This is a genomic window from Gloeobacter violaceus PCC 7421 (genome assembly GCF_000011385.1).
GTDB classification, from domain to species: Bacteria; Cyanobacteriota; Cyanobacteriia; order Gloeobacterales; family Gloeobacteraceae; genus Gloeobacter; species Gloeobacter violaceus.
This window is the reverse complement of sequence record NC_005125.1, coordinates 1,906,239-1,925,945: the sequence shown is the minus strand read 5'-3', so window position 1 is coordinate 1,925,945 and position 19,707 is coordinate 1,906,239. Positions and strand designations below refer to the sequence as shown.

General features: G+C 61.9%; 16 protein-coding genes and 1 pseudogene. 11 read left to right on the top strand and 6 right to left on the bottom strand.

What is annotated here, in order from left to right; translation table 11 throughout:
- Positions 1–20 precede the first annotated feature (20 nt).
- From GLL_RS09365 to GLL_RS09355, 3 genes are read left to right on the top strand one after another with little or no spacing between them, the layout of a single operon-like run.
- Entirely contained in the window at positions 21–1,568 is a 1,548-nt protein-coding gene (locus GLL_RS09365) for a bifunctional pantoate--beta-alanine ligase/(d)CMP kinase (RefSeq protein WP_011141804.1), read from the top strand.
- 47 nt (positions 1,569–1,615) lie between these two features.
- Positions 1,616–2,254: a M15 family metallopeptidase gene (locus GLL_RS09360; RefSeq protein ID WP_011141803.1), complete on the top strand. Its 639-nt coding sequence runs from the start codon at positions 1,616–1,618 to the stop codon at positions 2,252–2,254.
- A gap of 55 nt (positions 2,255–2,309) precedes the next feature.
- Entirely contained in the window at positions 2,310–2,723 is a 414-nt protein-coding gene (locus tag GLL_RS09355) for a hypothetical protein (protein WP_164928860.1), read from the top strand.
- Positions 2,724–2,817: 94 nt separating this feature from the next.
- Here GLL_RS09355 and GLL_RS09350 read toward each other — a convergent pair whose 3' ends face one another.
- The 5 genes and pseudogenes from GLL_RS09350 to GLL_RS09330 form a co-directional block, all read right to left on the bottom strand.
- Entirely contained in the window at positions 2,818–4,350 is a 1,533-nt protein-coding gene (locus GLL_RS09350) for an MBL fold metallo-hydrolase (protein ID WP_164928859.1), read from the bottom strand.
- A gap of 147 nt (positions 4,351–4,497) precedes the next feature.
- A complete protein-coding gene (locus GLL_RS09345) occupies positions 4,498–5,532 on the bottom strand; it encodes a glycoside hydrolase family 10 protein (RefSeq protein ID WP_011141800.1) in 1,035 nt (344 codons plus the stop codon).
- A 2-nt stretch (positions 5,533–5,534) separates the two neighbouring features.
- Positions 5,535–6,095, bottom strand: a complete 561-nt coding sequence (locus GLL_RS09340) for a GNAT family N-acetyltransferase (protein WP_011141799.1) — start codon at positions 6,093–6,095, stop codon at positions 5,535–5,537.
- A 74-nt stretch (positions 6,096–6,169) separates the two neighbouring features.
- Positions 6,170–6,538 (bottom strand): hypothetical protein, encoded by a 369-nt coding sequence (locus tag GLL_RS09335; protein WP_011141798.1) that lies wholly within the window; start codon positions 6,536–6,538, stop codon positions 6,170–6,172.
- Positions 6,539–6,646: 108 nt separating this feature from the next.
- Positions 6,647–6,877, bottom strand: a pseudogene (locus GLL_RS09330) (response regulator transcription factor); the annotation flags it as partial.
- Positions 6,878–7,640: 763 nt separating this feature from the next.
- Between GLL_RS09330 and GLL_RS09325 the strand changes: the two are divergent.
- The 8 genes from GLL_RS09325 to GLL_RS09290 are packed head-to-tail and all read left to right on the top strand — an operon-like array spanning position 7,641 to position 17,952.
- A complete protein-coding gene (locus GLL_RS09325) occupies positions 7,641–9,017 on the top strand; it encodes a UDP-glucose dehydrogenase family protein (protein WP_011141796.1) in 1,377 nt (458 codons plus the stop codon).
- A 47-nt stretch (positions 9,018–9,064) separates the two neighbouring features.
- Complete coding sequence (locus GLL_RS09320) at positions 9,065–10,036, top strand: polysaccharide biosynthesis/export family protein (protein ID WP_011141795.1); 972 nt, start codon at positions 9,065–9,067, stop codon at positions 10,034–10,036.
- A 30-nt stretch (positions 10,037–10,066) separates the two neighbouring features.
- On the top strand, positions 10,067–12,097 hold the full coding sequence (locus tag GLL_RS09315; protein ID WP_011141794.1) for a GumC family protein: 2,031 nt from the start codon (positions 10,067–10,069) through the stop codon (positions 12,095–12,097).
- An 11-nt stretch (positions 12,098–12,108) separates the two neighbouring features.
- On the top strand, positions 12,109–13,449 hold the full coding sequence (locus GLL_RS09310) for an O-antigen ligase family protein (RefSeq protein ID WP_011141793.1): 1,341 nt from the start codon (positions 12,109–12,111) through the stop codon (positions 13,447–13,449).
- The gene (locus GLL_RS09305; protein ID WP_011141792.1) at positions 13,446–14,525 is read left to right on the top strand and encodes a glycosyltransferase family 2 protein; all 1,080 of its coding nucleotides are present in this window, start codon (positions 13,446–13,448) and stop codon (positions 14,523–14,525) included. The genes GLL_RS09310 and GLL_RS09305 overlap by 4 nt, the downstream gene beginning before the upstream one ends.
- 40 nt (positions 14,526–14,565) lie before the next feature.
- A complete protein-coding gene (locus GLL_RS09300; RefSeq protein WP_164928858.1) occupies positions 14,566–16,059 on the top strand; it encodes an oligosaccharide flippase family protein in 1,494 nt (497 codons plus the stop codon).
- Between the two features lie 2 nt (positions 16,060–16,061).
- Positions 16,062–16,721, top strand: coding sequence for a sugar transferase (locus GLL_RS09295; RefSeq protein WP_011141790.1), 660 nt, complete (start codon positions 16,062–16,064; stop codon positions 16,719–16,721).
- Between the two features lie 43 nt (positions 16,722–16,764).
- Positions 16,765–17,952, top strand: a complete 1,188-nt coding sequence (locus GLL_RS09290; RefSeq protein ID WP_011141789.1) for a glycosyltransferase family 4 protein — start codon at positions 16,765–16,767, stop codon at positions 17,950–17,952.
- A 5-nt stretch (positions 17,953–17,957) separates the two neighbouring features.
- Here the strand turns inward: GLL_RS09290 and GLL_RS09285 are convergent, their stop codons facing one another.
- The gene (locus tag GLL_RS09285; RefSeq protein ID WP_011141788.1) at positions 17,958–19,610 is read right to left on the bottom strand and encodes an IPT/TIG domain-containing protein; all 1,653 of its coding nucleotides are present in this window, start codon (positions 19,608–19,610) and stop codon (positions 17,958–17,960) included.
- Positions 19,611–19,707 lie beyond the last annotated feature (97 nt).

Genomic DNA, 19,707 nt, shown 5'->3' with positions numbered 1-19,707 from the left:
TCGGGTCGGGGGGGAACGCTGTGAAAGTCGTCGAAACCGTGGCCAGGCTCGAAGCGTTCCGGCGGGCGCGCGCCCCGGTCGCCGGCGTGGAGATGGGGCTGGTGATGACGATGGGGGCGTTGCACGAAGGCCACCGCAGCTTGATCGCCCGCGCTCGCCGTGAGAACACTGTGCTGGTGGTCAGTATCTTTGTCAATCCCACCCAGTTCGGGTCGAGCGAAGACCTGAGCCGCTACCCGCGGCCCCTGGAAGCCGATCTTGAACTCTGCCGCCACGAAGGGGTGGATCTCGTCTTTGCGCCGCCGGAGTCCGAACTCTACCCGCTGGGTTCCGGCACCAAAGTAGTACCGGATCCGGCCCTCACCGAGGTGATGTGCGGACTCTCGCGCCCAGGCCACTTCAGCGGTGTGGCCACCGTCGTGGCCAAGGTGATGAACTTGGTGCAGCCGGTGCGCGCCTACTTCGGCCAGAAAGACGCCCAGCAGGTGGCGGTGATCAAGTCCGTCTGCTGCGATCTCAATATCGGCGGTCGCATCGTCGTCTGCCCGACCGTGCACGATCCGGATGGCCTTGCCCTGAGTTCCCGCAATGTCTATTTGAGTTCTGCGCAACGGAGCACCGCCCTCGCTTTGCCCCGCGCCCTCGACAAAGCGGCCCATCTGTGGGCAGGGGGCGAGCGGCAGGCGAGCGAACTGGAGCGCGCCGTCCGTTCGGTGCTCGCAAGCGAACCGGGCCTGGAGATCGAATACGTGGCGGCGGTGGATCCCGAGCGGCTCGCTCCCCGTCAGGACAACGCGGGACCGGTGCTGGTGGCGGCGGCGGTGCGGGTCGGATCCACGCGTCTGATCGACAACGTCGTGCTGGGTCAGCACCACGAGCGCCGGCCGATTATCGCCATCGACGGACCCGCCGGAGCGGGCAAATCGACGCTCGCCCGCCGCCTGGCCCAGCGGCTCGGGTTTCTCTATATCGACACGGGGGCGATGTACCGGGCGGTCACCTGGAGGGCCATGCAGGAGCGAATCGATCCCCTCGATGGGGAGCGGCTCAGCGCCCTGACCCGGGCGGTGCGCATCCGGCTTGCCCCCGGCTACCAGAGTGCCTTTCCCACCCGGGTGTGGGTGGATGGCGAAGAAGTGACCCGGGCGGTGCGCGATGAGGCGGTGTCGCTGCACGTGAGCGCCGTGTCTTCCCATCCGGGGGTGCGCAGCGAACTGGTTGCCCAGCAGCGCCGCATCGGCGAAGCGGGGGGGGTCATCCTTGACGGCCGCGACATCGGCACCCACGTCTTTTCCCGGGCGGAACTGAAAATTTATCTGACCGCCTCCGTCGAGGAGCGGGCGCTGCGCCGCGCGGACGACCTGAAGGCCAAAGGTTTGCCGGTACCCGATATCGAAGTGCTCAAAGAGCAGATCCGCAGCCGCGACAACCAGGATATGAGCCGCGCCTACGCCCCCTTGCGCAAGGCAGACGACGCCATCGAGGTCAACACCGACACCTTCACAGTCCAGGACACCCTCGACCGTTTGCTCGCCCTCTACCGCGACAAAGTGGGAGGCAGCGTCTGAATCGGGCGTACCGGCAAGTACCGATTGTCGAATCCGGCGAGCCGCTGGTGGAGTTGCCGCCCGCTCTGCTGCGCTTCGAGCCTCACCCCTACATCGCCCTCGGTGCTCCCTACGGCCGGATTTCGCCGTTTTGTCTGCGATCGGGTGTGGTCGAGCGTTTGCTGGAGGCGCAGCGCATTTTGCAGACAAACGATTCGGACCTGTGGTTGATCATCTTCGATGCCTACCGGCCCATCGCTGTGCAGCAGTTCATGGTCGATTGGACTTTCGCGGATCTGCTGTCCCATTTCGGATTGGACGCGCAAAGGCTGACTGCTCAACAGCGCTCGGAACTTGTCGAGCAAGTGCACCGCTTCTGGGCCGAACCGAGCCTCGATCCGGCCACTCCCCCGCCCCATAGCACCGGAGCTGCGGTGGATCTGACCCTGGCCGATACGTCTGGAAAACCCGTGGCCATGGGTGGAGAAATCGACGAGATTTCCGAGCGCTCTTCTCCTGACCACTACTTTGAAGACCCGACTGAGATCGGGCGGCGATTTCACTACTACCGCGCCAGACTGCGCACGGCCATGGAGGAAGCCGGTTTTCAGCAACATCCTGGGGAGTGGTGGCATTTTTCTTATGGCGATCAGCTCTGGGCTTTTTACCAGCAGCACCCGACAGCAATTTACGGGCAAGCACAGTAAAGATTCAGCAGTGATTGAATAGAGTATCGCCGTGCACTTCTAACCCGGGCAACCCATGAACACCAACGGCCAACCTCCCGATCGAATCGAGCGTGTCGAGCGTGTTCTGGAAGCTTTGGTCCAACAGTTCGGCAACCAGCTCGACCTCCTTGCCGAACTGCGCACCGGTCAAGTGGTGCTCAACCAGCAGCTTACCCAAACGCTGCAGCATTTGGCTGCTACCGGCTCGGTCGTTGAGCAGATGGCCAACATCCTCGGCCAAATCCTGCCGGTCATGCAAAACATGCAACAGCAGATGCTTACCCAACAGGACCAAATGCTCACCCAACAGGACCAGATGCTCACCCAGCAGGGTCAGATCTTCGCCCAGCAAGAACAACTGCAGCGCCATCAAGAACGTATTGAGGATCTCTACAGAGCCCAAGGGCATATTCTGCGCCGATTGTTCGGAGAGGAGCAGGGATCTTGATGGAGAGGCAGCGCGCAGGAATCGCAGGCTTTTCTAAGCCTGCGCTCCGACTGCCTGCAAGCTTATGCGCTCGATAACGCGCAAGGGGCGGCCTTCAACCGTCGTCACGCGCCTGGACAAGGGAAGCGCGCAGTTCCTGGGCGGTGATCGTCCGCCCATGCACACAGGCGATGCGCTCTGGGGTGATCCCCAACTGTGCCAGCCTCTGGGCAAGGCTGATGGTCGCCTCCTGGGCGGGGGGAACGGTGCCCCCCGCATTGACGTTGATGAGATCGGCCTGAAAGAGAATTTTTTCTTTGGGTAGCCAGGCTACGACCATCTCCTGGGCATGGGGGTTGGGACCGATGTCGTAGAATTCGACGATGCGCTTGCCGTCTCGGAATACCCGCTTTTTGCCTTCGATCGTTTCGAGTTTGAGCGGTTGGGGCTTCCTGGCAAACTCATCCGGTGCAATGGTGTAGCGGCCGGCCATCAGCTTTTCGATCGCCCCCCGGTTACCCGGAGTGGTGACGACCGTGGTGCCCTCGGCAATATAGGTCCGCACGCCCCCGGTATGATCGGCGTGGTGGTGGGTAAGCACCAGATATTGGATTGGTTTGCCCGGAACGGTCTTTTTGATCCGCTCGATGACCCTGCTGGTGTGGGCCGAGTAGGGCAGCGGCTCGGGGGCGTCCACCACCAGAACGTACTCCTCGAAAGCGACGAACAGGGTGTTGTAGTTGAGGGCCGCGTTTTCGAGAAGATACACGCCATCGCCCAGTTGGGTCAGCTTCTCACCGTCGGGGGTCGGGGCGGGGGCCTTATTGAAATTTGCCGGGATCGCCACCTGGGCGTCGCTCACCGCCTGGCCGAATTGCACCTGGGTGTACTCGGTCGTTTGAATCGGCTCGCCGGCGTTATAGAAGGAACGGCCGGTGGGCACTTTGACGCCTTCTACCTCCCGGTAGCCCGGATAGACGAATTCGGAGCGCGAGTCGCCCACCGCCGGGTCGGTATACAAAAAATCGCTCTTGGTGAGCAAACGGGTCTGAGCATCGAAGTAGAGGGCAAGCTGGCGGCCGTCGTCGCGGGCGTAGGTGATCACCTGCTGTTTTTTGCCCCCAAAGTCGTCTTCTCCGACCCAGCGCAAGGTATCGACGCGGTTACGGGCTTCCCGCAAAAGCAAATGGGGCAATTTGCGCACGATGGCGCGGTTGGCGGCAATTGACGGGTCGGCAATCGCCACCGCCGTTTTGGCCCGCATGTCCAGGTTGTAGCCATTCTGGCCGTCGATGATCGTCCGGTTCCAGACGACAATTCCGGGAAAAGCCGACTTTTGTTCATTGAACAATCGGCCGTCCTTGTAGTCGATAACGGTCACTTCCTCGTAGGCGGTTTTGCTGTAAGGGGGCTCAGGATTCGCGCTCTGGTAGGCGTTCAGGCTGTGGCCCACTTCCTTGAGGGTGATGCGGCGGCTCTTCTCCAGGACCTGCGGCCCGCCCAGCGCTTCGATCCCCGCATCGAGCACCGCCCTTGCCCGCCGCAAAGACTGCTCCGAAGCCGTCGAATTGACCTGCTGCGCCACCGCCGCCACCGCCGCGAGCGAGCCTGCCAGGCCCAAGCCGAACGCGACCCACCTTTTTCCCATAGCCGCCATCCTGTCGATACCCGATTACCAGAACAAGCCCACTGTAAGGTACGCCGCCGGGGCGTTCGTGCAGATTGTGCAAGCAAAGGTGCGTTCAAGCTTGCGGGACTGTCCGAAGAACTTGCAGATGCTTACGAATTCTCACATTCAGTCTCGAAAAGCCTTGACCATTCGCCCATCGTTCGCACACAATCCGTCGAAGTAAAAAAACACTTCCCCCCCCAATCCCCGCTCGCAATTGAGGGCAATGCGCCTGCGCACATCGTCGACGCCGATCTCGACACCGTTGGCCTTGAAGGCGATCCCCGGTGCGATCCGGCCCGTCGCCTCGGGTGGAAAATCCCGTTTGAACCTGTCGATCTCCCGCCGGTACTGGCCGAAGTTTTCGCGGTAGACCTGGGGATGGAGCAGGTCGAACCAACCCCGCCGCGCCCACTCGGCCACATCCTGCAGGTAGTGGTTCAAGCTGAAGGGGTAGACGCTCGGAGCCAGGGAAAGCAGCAATTCCGGCCGAACGGATTTGATCTGTGTGTATAGCCTTCCTAGAAATTCCGTGAGCCTGTCTGCCCGCCATTGCACCCAACCCGGCTCACTCGCCCACCCGGGAGGATCACTGCCGGTGGTCTCGCGAAACAGCTCGACAGTGCGCGGGTCGTAGCCCCCTTCAACCGGCAGGGCAGGCAGGCGGTCGTCCCCCTGGACTCCCACGATGTCGTAGTGCGTCGCCACCTCCAGCATCAGGCTGAGAACGAAATTCTGCACCTCGGGGTCGAGGGCGTTCATCCAGACCAGACCGTTTTTGACCAGCGGCGCTCCGCCGCTCACCCGGGCCGTCCACGCGGGCCGGGTGAGTAAAATATGGCCGCCGTCGGAGCGCGGCGAACTGGCAAAGCCGTACTCGAACCAGGGGATCACCATCCGGATTCCCGCCCGCCCCGCCGCTTCGATCACCTCCGCAAGCGGGTCGCGTTTTGCTTCGGCGTAGAGCGGATCGATCTCGATGCCGAAGAGTTCCAGCATGATCCGACTCGGGTAGAGGGTGAAACCTTTGTTCCAGACCACGGGGAAGACCGCGTTGAAGCCGGTTTGGGCAAGCAGGTCCATCGCCCGGACGATCGCTTCGCGCGAGTGCAGCACGCGGCTACCGACGTTTGTCAGCCAGACTCCCCGGAGACGCTCCATGCTCAAGGGCCAAACTCCCGGCGCAGCAGGGCGAAGATTAGCAGATCGTGGAAGCGGCCTTCTTGGAAATACTGTTCGCGCTGGCAGCCTTCGAGGCGAAAACCGAGCCGGGACAACAGCCGGCTCGAGGCGGCATTGGCGGCGCTGGTGTCGGCTTCGATGCGGTTGAGGGCCATCGATTCAAAACCGAACCGCAAGATTGCCTGCAGCGCCTCCGCCATGATCCCCTTCCCCCAGAATTCCCGCGCCAGATCGAAACCGATCGAAGCGCGGCGGTCCCCTGGGGACCAATAATTGAAACCGGCCATACCGATCACCCGTTCTTGCCCGACGAAAGTGATTCCCCAGCGCAGTTCACTGCCGGTGGCATAGCCGGCGGCGATGTCTTCGATCAAGCCGCGCGCTTGATCCAGGCCCGTGTACGCCCTGCCGATGTTGTAGCGGGTCGCCTCGTAATCGCTGCGGATGGCGAAGATCGCCTGCGCGTCCCTCGGCACCACCTCCCGCAGAAGCAACCGCTCGGTTTTGAGAACAGGAAAGGGACCAAAGTCAAAAGCTGGCATCGCCGGTTTCGGCAGAAGACTGCAACCGATTGTCCCACATTGCCCGATGCCGACACCGCCCCCCGCCGGAGGGCTTAACCCGCCGAGGTCTCGTCCCGCGGTTCTTCATCGACAGGTTCATTGAGGATCTCTTCATCGGCATTCGGCCCGCCGAAGCGCTCCAGCGGTGAATCGACTTCGTCGGGCTCCGCAGCGTTTTCGACCTCGGGGGCTAGATCGCTGGACTGGCCTTCGCCAAGATTGTCGGGTTGCTCGGCTTCACCGGCAACCACGCTCTGCACCAGTTTGCCCTGCTCGGTGAGACCCTCGTCCACCGCCAGGATACCGGCTTCCGGCGTGGGCTCGGCGGTTGCGGCAGGCGCCTCGGCCGGTTGGGCCAGTTCCTGGGCTTGTTCGTAGGCGGAGGTGAGGTCGACTTTGGTGGTGTCCTTCTGGCTTTCCATGGTGTGGCCCTACTCGATTGTCATGAACATCGCACAGCCGGTAGGGCGGACGCTTCCCTCGCAAGTCGGATGCGCAGGTCTGTACCTGTCCTTTGCAGCTGGGAACCTTCAAAGCCACTCGGCACAGGCGTTGGCCAGAATCGCCGCCTGGGTGCGGTCGCGCACCCCGAGCCGGCTGAGGATCTTGGTGATGTGGAACTTCACCGTTCCTTCTGAGATGTAGAGCGACCTGGCAATCTCGGCGTTGCTCGCTCCCCGGGCGATCAGTCCCGAGACCTGCCGCTCGCGGGGAGTCAGGGCCGTCAGGGCAGCGGGCGGCGGCTGGGATCGCACCGGGGGAGAAGCGGCCGTAACCCCAATGTCCTGCTGGAGAATAGCGCTATTCTCCGGTAGGAAAGCTACACAAGTCCGCGCGCTCTCGATTCATAAGTATAAATCCGGAGAAATCAGCGCCTGTCTACCGAACTCCCGGTCACTATTTAAACTACTTAATTTTGGTCGATTTACTGTATTTTATTTGGGTTTACCTCCGCCTGGGGCGAGGAGCACAGGCGGCTCCCGTGGCTGGCAAGTCTCGGCTATTGGGCTAAAGCGTTATCTGCTTCACGAAAATAGGCCGTTGTAGGTCAGTCCCGCTACAGTGTCGATGCTGTGGTTCATCGAACACAAAGCTTGCATTGCCCTGAAATCGGGCATTTCCAGCCATGGATGTCGCCAATATCGAAAATGGTGCTCCGTTACCAACAAAGCTACATTTGTCGATCGAGGTACGAGGCTTTTTTGTTTAAAAAGTAGTTTTCGATACCGAATGATACAGGCGCGGTCGACTATGTTGCGTTTGTTGAAATGTATTAAGACTCCACAACCTACCGACCTTGGCCGCCTACCGGCGGCTGCTTCGGGTCTGCTCGAGACGACACCTGTGAGTGCGCTTGAACGGTTCCCCAGAGATGGGGGTGATCTGTCTTTTGAGCAGTGGGGGGGGTGGAAGTAAAAGCGGTGAGGCTGTGCCTTGCCCCCGCCGGCAAAGACGTGGGGGGGGGGCTGACGAGCGCTCCCCGGGCGGGTCCGGACTTTGCTAAATCACACAGGAAGCAATCGCATGAGAGTCGGAGTCATCGGTACCGGGTATGTCGGTCTGGTCACGGGCGCCTGTCTGGCTGCAGTGGGCCATCGGGTGCGCTGCATGGACAACGATGCGCTCAAAATCGAGCGTCTACGCCGCGGGGTGATTCCGATCCACGAACCCGGTCTGGAGGATATCGTTCAGCGTACCAGCGCGAACGGATCGCTCGAATTTACGGCGGATCTGGCGGAGGTGGCGCGTGGCAGCGAAATCATCTTCATTACCGTCGGTACCCCATCGCGTGCGGACGGCTCGCCGGATCTGACGGCGGTGCGGGCGGTGGCCCGGGGTATCGGCAGCCACCTCGATGGGAGCTACCGAGTGATTGTGAACAAGTCGACCGTCCCGGTCGGGTCGGGCAACTGGGTGCGGATGCTCGTCGAAGAGGGAGCGCGGCAACTGGAAGGAGCGACGGTGGTCGGTGCGCCGGGAGTGAGTACTGCCCATCCGGTCGAGCCCGCCTTCGATGTGGTGAGCAACCCCGAATTTTTGCGCGAAGGGTCGGCGGTCTGGGACACCTTCAATCCCGACCGCATCGTGATCGGGGCAGAATGTGAGCAGGCCGTGGCTGTGATGCGCGAACTGTATGCCCACTGGATTGCGCCCGAACCGCTGGGTAGGGCCTTGCCGCTGGTGGTGACCGACCTCGCCTCCGCCGAGATGATCAAGTACGCCGCCAACGCCTTCCTGGCCACGAAGATTTCCTTTGTCAACGAAATGGCCAACATCTGTGAGCGCGTCGGCGCCGATGTACAGCAGGTGGCCGAGGCCATCGGCCTCGACAAGCGCATCGGTCGGGCGTTTTTGAACGCTGGGGCGGGCTGGGGCGGCTCGTGCTTTCCAAAAGATGTCTCAGCCCTGGTCAGTACCGGCCGGGAGTACGGCTACGAGTGCGCGCTGCTCAAAGCGACCCTCTCCGTCAATGAGGCGCAGAAGCAGAGCGTCGTCGAGAAGCTGCAGCGGGAATTGCGCATCCTCAAGGGGCGGACGGTGGCGATTTGGGGATTGGCCTTCAAACCCCACACCGATGACATTCGCTGCGCACCGGCGCTTGAGGTGGCCGAGCAGCTCGTCGCCCTGGGTTGCCGGGTGGTGGCGCACGATCCGGTCGTACCCAGCGAGCGGGCGCGCGAACAGCTGCCGGAAATGCAGGTGGCGGCCGACCCACTCGCGGCTGCAGCCCAGGCGGATGCCCTGGTGGTGATGACCGAATGGCCGCTCTACAGCGAGATTGATCTGAGTGTATTGCGCCGTCGCCTGCGCCAGCCCATTCTCATTGACGGGCGCAACTGTCTCGACGCCGCCGCCGCTCGGGCGGCGGGCTTGACCTATATCGGCGTCGGACGCCCCTGACTGAGGTCTCTAGGTCCGAATTGAGCAAGAGTTCAAAGGAGGAAGCCATGCAACGCGCTTGCCGGAACAAGCGTCGATTGGGTATCGGATGGCTCGCGCTCTGCGGCCTGGGATTTGCCGGACCACCGGCCGAAGCCACAACCTTGAGCACCTTTGACCGGGTCTCGGTGGCGGTGGCCAACGGCGAAGAATTCGGTTCGGCCAAAGACGGTACCGATCCCGGGTTTCTCATCGGTGCGGACGGCTCCATCCATGTGCCGCAACTGGGCCGCATACCGGCGGCAGGACGGGAGGAGATCGAACTGCAGGAGGAACTGACCGCTCGCCTGCGGAACTTCATCCGGGTGCCGGATGTGTCGGTGCGCGTAGTTTCGTTGAGCCCCGCCTCCGTCGAGGTCGCCGGTGCGGTCTACCGGCCTGGGCAACTGACGATCCGCTCCACCGCCGGGAGCGAACCGGGTGCGACCCGGACTGTCTACAACGCCATTAAGGAGGCGGGCGGGGTGCGACCCGACGCCGATGTGACCGCCATCGAACTGGAGCGCGCCGGCAAGCGCATCAAGCTGCCGCCGGGCCAGGACGCCCCGGTCATCGGCGGCGACCGCATCATCGTGGCAAGCCTTGGACCGAGACAGTCCGAGGCGAGCAACCTGCCCACCCAACTGGCTCCGGAGACCATTACCGTCTACGTTTCGGGCCAGGATTTGCCGGCGGGCTCGGCGGGACCAGTGAAGCTGCGGCCCGGCACCACCCTCGCTGGGGCGCTCACGGCCGCGGGCGGCTCGGGCGAATCGTTTTTGCGCTCGGGGCGCAAGGTGACGCTGATTCGCACCGATCCGGCCGGCGGTCAGCGTACCGCCAAGAGCTTTGAGATGGCCGAGGTGCTGGGCGGCAGCAGCGATCCGAAGTTGATGCAGGACGACTCGGTCGTGCTCGACGCCGGTTCGACGGCGAATACCAGCGGCGTCATGAGCCTGCTCTCGCCCTTGTTGATGCCTTTTGTGTGGTTGTTCCGCTAGTCGCCCACCGTACCTGAGGAAAACTTTGCCATGAGCAGTATCGTTGCAATCGGACGTCGGCACTGGCGGCCGTTGCTGGCCCTCAACACCGTATTGTTGGCCGCCACCGTCGGGATCGCCGTGTTTTATCCGCGCACCTGGACCGCCTCGGCTCAGCTCATCTTGCCCAACGCCAGCAGCAACCTCAGTGCGAATCTCGGACCCTTGGGCAACATCCAGCAGCAGGGGCTGCCGTTTTCCAACGAACTCAACCCCACCAGCATCCAGTCCAACATTCTATTGAGCAGCGATGTGCTGCGCCCGGTCTGGCAAAAAGACCCCGAGCGCACCGAGAAATTCACCCGCCTTGACACCTACGGCAAGTTGTTCAAAGGCAAACCTGGCGATCAATCGACCATCGTGCAGTTGGAGGCCAAAGGTTCGAGTCCCGAACTGGCCCAGCAGCGTGCCGAATGGGTGCTCCAGTCTTACCAGACGCGCCTCAACGCCCTGCGCCTCGACGATGCCCGGCGGCGCGACGAATTTAGCCGGGTGGAAACGGCTAAGGCCCAAAACAATCTACAAACCGCCCAGGTGGAGCTTTACGGCTACCAGCGGCGCACCGGGTTGGTCAACGCCGACGATCAGACCCGCGGGATCGTCGAGACCCTCAATTCCCTGCGCTCGACCCAGACGCTCACCCTCGCTCAGGCCGAAGCCGCCGCCCGGCGGGCGACGGCCCTCGAGCAGGCGGTCGGCATGGACCTGCGCCGCGCCACCGCCGCCCTCAATTTAGGGGAGGACAAAGGTCTTCAAGCCCTGCGCCAACGCCTTGCCGACATCGAATCGCAACTGGCCCAGGCGCGGGGACTCTACACCGGCAAGAACCTGCGCGTCAAATCGCTCGAGCTCCAGCGCGAGGAACTGTTGGGCAAAATCAAGCAGCAAGTCGGCAGCATCGTACCCGACGCGAGCAAAGTGAACGTTTCACTCGGGGGCAACAGCTACCGCGATTCGCGCATCGACCTGATATTGCAACTGGTGCAGTCGCAGGCCGAAAATGGCGCCCTCACCAACCAGGCGGCCCGCATCGGCGAAAAAGCCGCTTCCCTCGAAGAACGCCTGCGCACCCTCGCTCCCCAGCAAAGCCGGCTGAAGGAGTTGCAGCGGCGCTATGAGATTGCCGAGGGGATTTACCGGGGTCTGGTCGCTCAGGTGCAGCAGGCCAAAGTCAACGCCTTCGACGCCTATCCGAACGTACAGATTCTCGACGCGCCCTCGGTCGATTCCAAACCTTCTCCTTCGGGGCTGCTGGTCGCCGTCGGAGGGCTGGTGGCGATGCTTTCAGGCAGCATCGCCCTGGCGCTGTGGCTGGAGCGGCGCAACCCGATGCTCGGTGTGCGCGAACTGGACAGTACCGGTCTGCCGGTGCTGGGCCGCATCCCCAAACTCAAAGACGCCGCCCTCAGCGCCGCCGAAGCCGAGGAGTTTCGGCAGCTCGCCTCGGTGGTCAGCCTGTTGCCTTTGCCCGCGCGGCGGTTGATGATCACCAGCGCCAATACCGGCGAAGGCAAAACCACCGTCACCCTGGGGCTGGCAAAAGCTTTGCGCGAATTGGGTTTTCGGGTGCTGGTGGTCGACGCCGACTTTCGCCAGGCGGGCCTCGGCCGCAAGCTGCAGGTGGGACCGGGAAGCGAGCCGGTAGCCCTTGCCCCGTCGCTGAGCTTTCTGCCGGCCGGCCGCCCGGATGAGCGCACCAGCGTCGGAGAGTACATCGCCCGGGGCCATTTCAGCCGCTACCTGAGCGAATTGGAAAGTGCCGGGGGCTACGACTACGTCCTCATCGATACCGCCCCCGAGGATCTCGTGGCCGAAACGAAGCTCATCGCGGCGGCCATCGGCAACGTGCTGTTTGTGGTCCGTCCGGGAGTGAGCAATCGCGACGAGGTGAACGCCAGCCTCGCCGCCCTGCAGCGCTTTGGCAGCAGCGTTCACCTGGTCATCAACGGCGGCGAATCGGCCAAGGGGTCCTACCGGTACCGCTACGAGCGGCCGGCCCTCGCCTCGTCGTCCGAAAGTTAGGCGAACCAACCATGACAACCACGATTGCAGTACCCCCCAGTCTCCTGGGTCGAGTCCAGAGCGCCTGGGAGCAGCTGACCCATGCCGAGCGCATTGTCTTTGGGATTATTGTGTTGCTGCCGGTTTGGTGGGGAATAGGCTACGCGTACATTTTGCTGTTGCTGTTGCTGGGCATTGCCCTCAGCGATTGGTGGCGCTTCGGCCGGATACGCCTTGCTAAACCGCGGCTGGAGGCGGTACTCCTGCTGTGCTTCGGGGTCTACTGCTGGGTCAACATCAATCTCAATGCGCAGGCGATCACTGGACACACACTGCTTGGCCCGCTCGCCCACTGGCTGAGCGGCGGATTATTGCTTTGGTATATCCAGAGCAATCATATCCGGGTGCGGCTGCGGGTGGCGCTTTGGGCCGGCGCGGTGCTCATGGCTGAGATTTTGGCGCTCTGGTTTGTCGCTCAGATTGTAATGGGCGGCAATGTCCCGATTTTGCGTTCGTTGACTGGGTTGTTGCTGGGCAAGCAGGAGCAATACGCCGGGGGAATGGGAGATTCGAACTACCTGCGTCTTCTCGATTCGAGCGAAAGCTTCAACTTCTTCGGTGGGGCTCGTTACAGTTCGTTTTTTGCCCATCCCGAATTTGCCGGCCAGGCGATGGCGTTTGTGTGCTTGTTGTCATTGAGCGGCAGGGGCCTCTGGCCTTTCTTGCTCGGCGGAGCCGGGTTGCTGGCGTTGCTTTTGACCGGAACCCGCTCGGCCCTTTTGTGCTTGGCTATCGTGGCGGCCCTTCGGTTTGTGTTCAGCCTGGGCAAAAGCGGCGGAATCGCAGCTGTGCTGGCTCTGGCGGCGGCGGGCAGCTTCACGATCTTGAGCGTGCCGCCGGTAACCGAGGCGGTGCTGGGCAGTTATCAGGGGACGGTGCAATCGACGGACAACTTTCGCAAAGAATCGACCGACGCCCGCCGACTCATCTACGAAAGGACGTTCGAAAAAGTGGCCGAGGATCTGCCGCTGTTCGGTTTCGGGATGCCCGGCAAAACGGTGATCCCCGGTTATAAACCCGCCCAGATTGGCAGCCACAGCTTCATCCTCGGCTCGCTACTGTACTGCCAGGGCTTTGTGGGAACGGCACTGTTTGTGGCGTTCTGGTCAAGTTTGTGGCTACGGCTTTGGCAGGAGCGCGACGAGCGTCCCGACTGCGGGCTATGGACTTTGGTGCTCTGGACGATGATTTCGGCGGTCGTAGCCTTTGAGATTGTGCGCCTGTCGGTGGTGCTGTTGTGTGTCCTGCTTGTCGTTGACCAAAAGCCGTCCAAAACGGCAGTGTCCTCCAGAATGACGCGGAGCATGTCATGAATCAACTCGAAGCGAATAGCGGTGCTGCAAGCGGTCTCCAGCTGCCCCTGGTGAGCGTCGTGATGTGCAACTACAACTTTGGCCGCTTTATCGGCCAGGCCATCAAGAGCGTTCTCGGGCAGACCTACTCCAACTTTGAGCTGATCGTTGTGGACGACGCGTCCACCGACGGGTCCGCCGAGGTGATCCGCTCCTTTGGCGAGCGGGTCCAGGCGATTTTTCTTGAGCGCAACAGCGGCCAAGCCGAGGCCTACAATACGGCCCTGCGCCACAGCCGCGGAGAAATCGTTTGTCTGCTCGATTCGGACGACTATTACCATCCCCGCAAACTGGAGCGGGTGGTGCAGGCCTTCGCGGAGCACCCGGATTGGATGCAAATCTCCCACCCGTGGATCTCCGTCGATGCCGACAACGGCGTGATTGGCAAAGGCGTGCGCACTTTTGCTGCCGGAGATGTCCGCAAGATGCTCCTGAACTGGGGGCGCTACCCGTGCGCCATCACCTCGGGGCTTGCTTATCGCCGAGCAATGCTTGAGAAGATCACTCCCATTCCCAGTCGCGAGGTGATCGTTGCGGGCCGTCCTTACAACAACGGTTCCGATTGCTATCTGGTGGCGGTGGCGCCGTTCTATGGCCAGGTGGGTTGCATCGAGGAGCCGCTGATGTACTACCGCATCCACGGCAACAACCGGCGCAGCCGCAGCGGCAACTTTGCCTACGCGCTGATGTCCTACAAAACCGTAGCCGAATTCATCAACACGATGGCCGCAAAACACGGCTTTGCCGAGCGCTTCGACCTGGAGCGAGACGGCGACTATCAGGCGATGTTGGCTCTGCAAGATGGTGCAAAGCGCTACCCGGCCTGGAAGATGATCGCCCTCACTTTGCGCGAGGGCATCGCCTGCAGATCCCGGCCGCGGGATCTGCTCTGGCGGCTGCTGTACCGGACGATCTGCGTCGCGTCGCCCGAAGACGGCAAAACCGTACTGCGCATCGGCCTGCGAGGTTTTTTCCGCGCCAAGTTCACCTCCACCCCTTTCAGCGTTGGCGACACTCCCCCCTCCTCCCGTTCCTGAACCGTGATTGGGAGACAAGTGCATCACATTCGAGGTGATCGTGTCCCATCCCTTCCATCGGCTGCGCGCTTTCCTGCAGCGGCTGCCGTTGCGCGGACGTCTGGCCCAGGGCAGCGCTCTGCTCCTCGGCGCCTTTGTGCTGGTCAAAGCCTCCCAGTTCGTCATTCAGATTTTACTGTCGCGGTTGCTCTCGCCCAGCGACTTCGGACTGTGGGCGATGGTGCTGGTGCTTACCGGTCTGTCGCTTTTATTTCGCGACGGGACGATCGCCGCAGTGCTCGTCCAGCGTGGGCTCGACGACAAACGCATGGTCGATGCCGTCTACAGCCTGGGTGTCAACGTCTCCGTCGGGCTGTTCGTACTCCAGGTTCTGGCAAGCTATCCGCTGTCGCTGTTTTTTGGGGAGCCGATTTTGTGGCCGCTCACCGCTTTGCACGGGACGATCTTCTTGATCAATGCCGGCACCGGTGCCCACGATTCGGTGCTCCTCAGACAGATGCGCTTTCGCGAAATCGCTCTGTGCGACTGTGCTGCAGGAGGGGCACGCTTGGTCGGGGCAGTCGCGTGCGCCCTGGCTGGAGGGGGAGTCTGGGCCTTTGCAGCCGGTGAGATCGCCTATGCGGCCGCCGATGCTGTCGCCCGGCGACGCGCCAGCGGCTATCATTTTCGCTACTCGTTCTGGCCGGACCCCCAGGCTATCCAGGCGGTGCGCCGCTACATCGCCGATATGATGAGCATCAACCTGGCCGTGCAGACCAACACCAACGGCGACAACCTCGTCATCGGTAGGCTGCTGGGGGCCGAGCCTCTCGGTTTCTACAACGTGGCCTACCAGCTGGCGATGGTGCCGGTCTTCGCGTTGACCAAGGTCAACCGGGTGCACTTTACGGCCCTGTCGCATATGGATCGCGCCGAACAGCAATCCTATGTGGGCCGTGCTCTAGAGCAGTACGCCCTGCTGGGTGCACCGGTGTATGCGCTGAGTTTCGTGCTGGCCCCCTGGCTGGTCCCGTTTATCTACGGGCAGGAGTGGGCCGAGGCGGCGGTGCTCTTTCAGCTGGTCCTGATCTTTGCCTACGCCCGCGGCTTGATGTCCATCATCGGAACCGCCCTCAACGCCTTCGACAAGCCGGGCATCAACGCGCGGATCAACTGGGTTCTCGTCCCGCTCACGCTCCCTTCGTATGTCCTGGGTGCCTGGCTGGGGGGAGTCGTGGGCGTCGCCATCGCCGTCGCTCTGGTCATGGGCGCCGGAGCCACCGGCTGGTTCTGGGTGGCGGTCTGCCGCACCTCCGGCTGGAATCTCGGTGTGCCGGCAAAGCCGGTGCTGCTGCCTACCCTCGCGGCGGTCGGGGCGGCTGGTTGCGCCGCCTTGCTGGCGTTGCCGCCGGTAGCCGCGGCGGCGCTGGTGGTCGCTTTGTACATGCTGTTTGCTTCTTTGGCTATCGTCAGAATCTTCGGTTTGGAGGCGCAAAAACCGCCTTTCAAGCCGGATGAACTGGCAAAAATTGTATCTTCTACAACCAGAAAATAATAATGGACACTCTTACCCGGGACTCTCAATTGCGTACCTTGCCGGGCCAACTGGCCGGCAAACGCCTGCTCGATCTTTCCGGGGCTGTAGCAGGGCTGCTGCTGCTCTTTCCGGTATTTCTCCTCATCGCGGTGCTCATCAAACTCGACTCGCCAGGACCGGTTTTTTTCCGGCAGGTCCGTATGGGTCTGGGCGAGCGGCGCTTTCGCGTTTGGAAGTTCCGCACCATGACCGCCGATGCCGAGGTCAGGCTTGAGCGCCTCGAAGCGTTCAACGAATCGGAGGGCGGGGTGCTCTTCAAGATGAAAAACGACCCGCGCGTCACCCGCCTTGGCGGCTTTTTGCGCCGCACCAGCCTCGATGAGCTTCCCCAACTGATCAACGTGCTGACAGGCGAGATGAGCCTGGTCGGTCCGCGGCCGCTGCAGGAGCGCGATTGCCAAAAAGCCCGGACATTTGTGGAGCCCCGGCGACTGGCGCGTCGGCAGTCGGTGCTGCCCGGAATGAGTGGGCTGTGGCAGGTCCGGGGGCGCAGCGAATTGAACTTTGTGCAGATGTTGGAGCTGGATTTGCAGTACGTCGATCGCTGGTCGCTGGGTCTGGATCTGTGGATTTTGTGGAGGACGGCGCTGGTGGTCCTGGCGAAAAAGGGAGCCTATTGAATCCGGCGGTAGCATTTCACCATTTCGACATCAGGAGCAAATTGTGCTTTTTCATCAAGCGGCCACCGGCGCGCCGGTTTTGAGCCCTTATCGGGTGGTGCTCATCCATCCGAGCGCCGGCGTCAACCTCAGCGGCGGGGCCGAGGTCTTCAGCATCGAGATGGCCCGTCAGCTCAGCGAACACTTTGAAGTGGAATTGCTCAGCGGTGCGGACTGCGGTCCCTGGAGCATCCCGACCGGCGGCATACCGCGCACGCGGGCTCGGGAATTTTTTGAGCACCCGAAGCTGGCACCTCTGTGGAAACCGTTTATCGACGCCCCCGAGATCTGGTCGGAGCATCTGACCAATTTTCTGCCCTGCCTATGGCATCTGATCAAGCGGCCGGCGGACTTGATCTTTCCCAACAACGACATCGGCGGGTTGGCGGTCGCCTGCCTGGTGCGCGCCCTTACCGGTACGCCGGTGCTCTTTACCGAGCACTGCGGTCTGGTGGGGGGGGGGCGGCTGCTGGAGCGCAACCTGGGCTTCAGGCCCGATCATCTGGTGGCCCTTTCCGAGGAGATTGCCGAGCGGGTCCGTAGCCGCAGTCCCCAGCAGCCCGTGACCGTCATCCCCAACGGCGTCGATCTGGCCCGCTTCAGCCCGGAGGGCGAGCGCGCCGATCTGGGCCTCGAAGGTCCGGTGGTTCTGTGCGTAGCCTCGCTGTGGCAAGGAGGCCACAAACGGGTCCATCTCGCCATCGAGGCGGTCTCCCGGCTTGCGGGCGTCTCGCTGCTCATCTGCGGCGACGGCCGCGATCGTCCCTACTTTGCCGCTCTCGGCGAGCAGAAACTCGGTGCGGGGCGCTTTCGCATCGCGACGTTTCCCTATGCGCAGATGCCGGCTGTCTACCGCGCCTGCCGGGCGTTTACCCTCCCATCGATCGACGAACCCTGGGGGCTGTGCTATCTGGAGGCGATGGCTTCGGGCCTTGGGGTGGTGGCCACCGACGATGCTGTGCGACAGCTCATCGTAGGCGACGGGGGCCTGCTGTGCGATGTGACCGATGCCGATGCCTACGCCGCGGCGCTGCGGCAGGCGCTGGCGGACAACTGGCGGGAGCGGGCACAAAAAAGTGCGACGCGATTTGGCTGGGACCGGGTGGCCCTTGCCTACCGCAACGTGATGCTCGATTTGATCGCAAACAAAACGCTCCGCCTGCTTGGGCGGAGCGGCAGTCAAGGAGTTTGAAGGTGTTAGGGGAACGTAATGTCCTGCCATTCCCCGTTCGGGAAGTACCAGTTGGTGTTGCCCATGGCCCGGTTGTTGACCTGTTCGCCGTTCCAGGCGGCGGTCGAGTTCAACCACCAGTCCCCGCCCATCTGCAACAGCGCCGAACCAGAAATTTTCACCCGAGTCTTGACCCGGCAGCTGGTGACCGAAGCATCGGAGGGCCAGGAGGCGCGGGGTGTAGGCATGTACCAGTGGTAAAACAAATCCGGGTTCTCGGAAGGATAGACGATGGCCGAATTGTTGGTGGGGTTGTACGTCCAGGGCATCGGGGTGGATACGGGGGCGCCATCCCAGGTGTCGCGGGAGAAAAGCCCCCCGAACAGCGTACCCACGTCGTCCGCCAGTTTGGTATCGACCCCGTCGATGGTGCACCACAGTTGGGTGTAGGCCACCTCGACCGAACCGGTGCCCGATTTGGCCGTGTCGACGAGGGCCACCGCCCAGTAGGTCGCGGCGGTGAAGCCCGGCGGAGGAGTGGTGGGAGTGACCAGGCAGGCGATCGGAGTCGGGATGTCTTCGGGAACCCCGGCGTCTTGCACCCCAAAGTTGGAGGTGCTGTAAATGGTCCCGGCGAAGGTTTTGACGGAGATCGTCCCGGTGCGGGCCGGGCAGGGGACTTCAGCCTCCAACTTCTTGTCGGAGAGGATCCGGTAACTGGTTGGGGCGCCATCAAAGGAAACGCCGCTGATCCCGACCAGGTTGAGGCCGTTAATCGTGACAGTGGTCACAGGATAAGCCGAGCCGCTCATGGGAGAAAAGCTCGTGATCTTGGGCGGATCACTGGTGAAACTGCCCGCACTGCTGGCCGAACCGTTGTCCAGGGTGGTGACTGTAATCTTCCCGCTCACGTTGCCGGTTTTGGTGGTGGCCGTGATCTGGGTTTCAGAATCTACCGTGAAGGCAAGGTAGATGCTGCCGATTTGAACAGAGTTCACGTTGATAAAATTTGCACCCTTGATGACGACTTTAGTACCCGGTGGCCCGTTGGTCGGCGTGAAGCTATCCACTCTCGGTTGGAGTGTGGTCACTGTAAAAGTTCCGGAACTGCTGATCAGGGTGCCTCCATTGTTGATGATGATCTTGCCGGTGGAGGCACTGGTATTGGTCGTTGCTTGAATCTTTCCCGCAGATTCGCGCACGAAACTGACGTAGCCGTCTCCGAATTTAACAGAACTGACGCTATTGCTGAATCCGCTGCCGTTGATGGTCACCGAAGTTCCGACTGGACCGCTGGATGGCGAGAAACTGCTGATCACCTCAGGCACCGTAAATTGACTGGAGCTACTGGCGGAACCGACAGTTGTTTTGACTTGGATTTTACCAGTGGTTGCCCCCGATGGAACCGTCGCCTTCAGTTGGCTGGAAGACACCCAGATATAGGCTGCGTAGGCACCGTTGAAGTTGATATTTTCGAGACCGTCGAAGTTGCTGCCGTTGATGGTGACTTGAGTGCCAGGTCCGCCACTGGTCGGTGAGAAGCTGCTCACGGTCGGCGACGAGGCCGCCCAGGCAGAAGGCTGATCTATAACCAAACCCATGAAGTGCTCTGGCAACTGCACAGGATTTAATGCAAAAAGCGCTGAAAATCCACAAACAAACGCTAACTTGAGGCGCATAAATTCTCCGGAAATTCTGTTGATTCGACAAACTCTTGGCAAGAACGCGAACAGCTACAAAGCCTGAACACATTTACGCATAATCGATAAGCCTAAA

Coding starts and splice junctions, on each gene's coding strand:
- GLL_RS09355 (WP_164928860.1), top strand. CDS start 2,310: ATGAACACCAACGGCCAACCTCCCGATCGAATCGAGCGTGTCGAGCGT.
- GLL_RS09350 (WP_164928859.1), bottom strand. CDS start 4,350: ATGGGAAAAAGGTGGGTCGCGTTCGGCTTGGGCCTGGCAGGCTCGCTC.
- GLL_RS09345 (WP_011141800.1), bottom strand. CDS start 5,532: ATGGAGCGTCTCCGGGGAGTCTGGCTGACAAACGTCGGTAGCCGCGTG.
- GLL_RS09340 (WP_011141799.1), bottom strand. CDS start 6,095: ATGCCAGCTTTTGACTTTGGTCCCTTTCCTGTTCTCAAAACCGAGCGG.
- GLL_RS09335 (WP_011141798.1), bottom strand. CDS start 6,538: ATGGAAAGCCAGAAGGACACCACCAAAGTCGACCTCACCTCCGCCTAC.
- GLL_RS09325 (WP_011141796.1), top strand. CDS start 7,641: ATGAGAGTCGGAGTCATCGGTACCGGGTATGTCGGTCTGGTCACGGGC.
- GLL_RS09320 (WP_011141795.1), top strand. CDS start 9,065: ATGCAACGCGCTTGCCGGAACAAGCGTCGATTGGGTATCGGATGGCTC.
- GLL_RS09315 (WP_011141794.1), top strand. CDS start 10,067: ATGAGCAGTATCGTTGCAATCGGACGTCGGCACTGGCGGCCGTTGCTG.
- GLL_RS09310 (WP_011141793.1), top strand. CDS start 12,109: ATGACAACCACGATTGCAGTACCCCCCAGTCTCCTGGGTCGAGTCCAG.
- GLL_RS09305 (WP_011141792.1), top strand. CDS start 13,446: ATGAATCAACTCGAAGCGAATAGCGGTGCTGCAAGCGGTCTCCAGCTG.
- GLL_RS09295 (WP_011141790.1), top strand. CDS start 16,062: ATGGACACTCTTACCCGGGACTCTCAATTGCGTACCTTGCCGGGCCAA.
- GLL_RS09285 (WP_011141788.1), bottom strand. CDS start 19,610: ATGCGCCTCAAGTTAGCGTTTGTTTGTGGATTTTCAGCGCTTTTTGCA.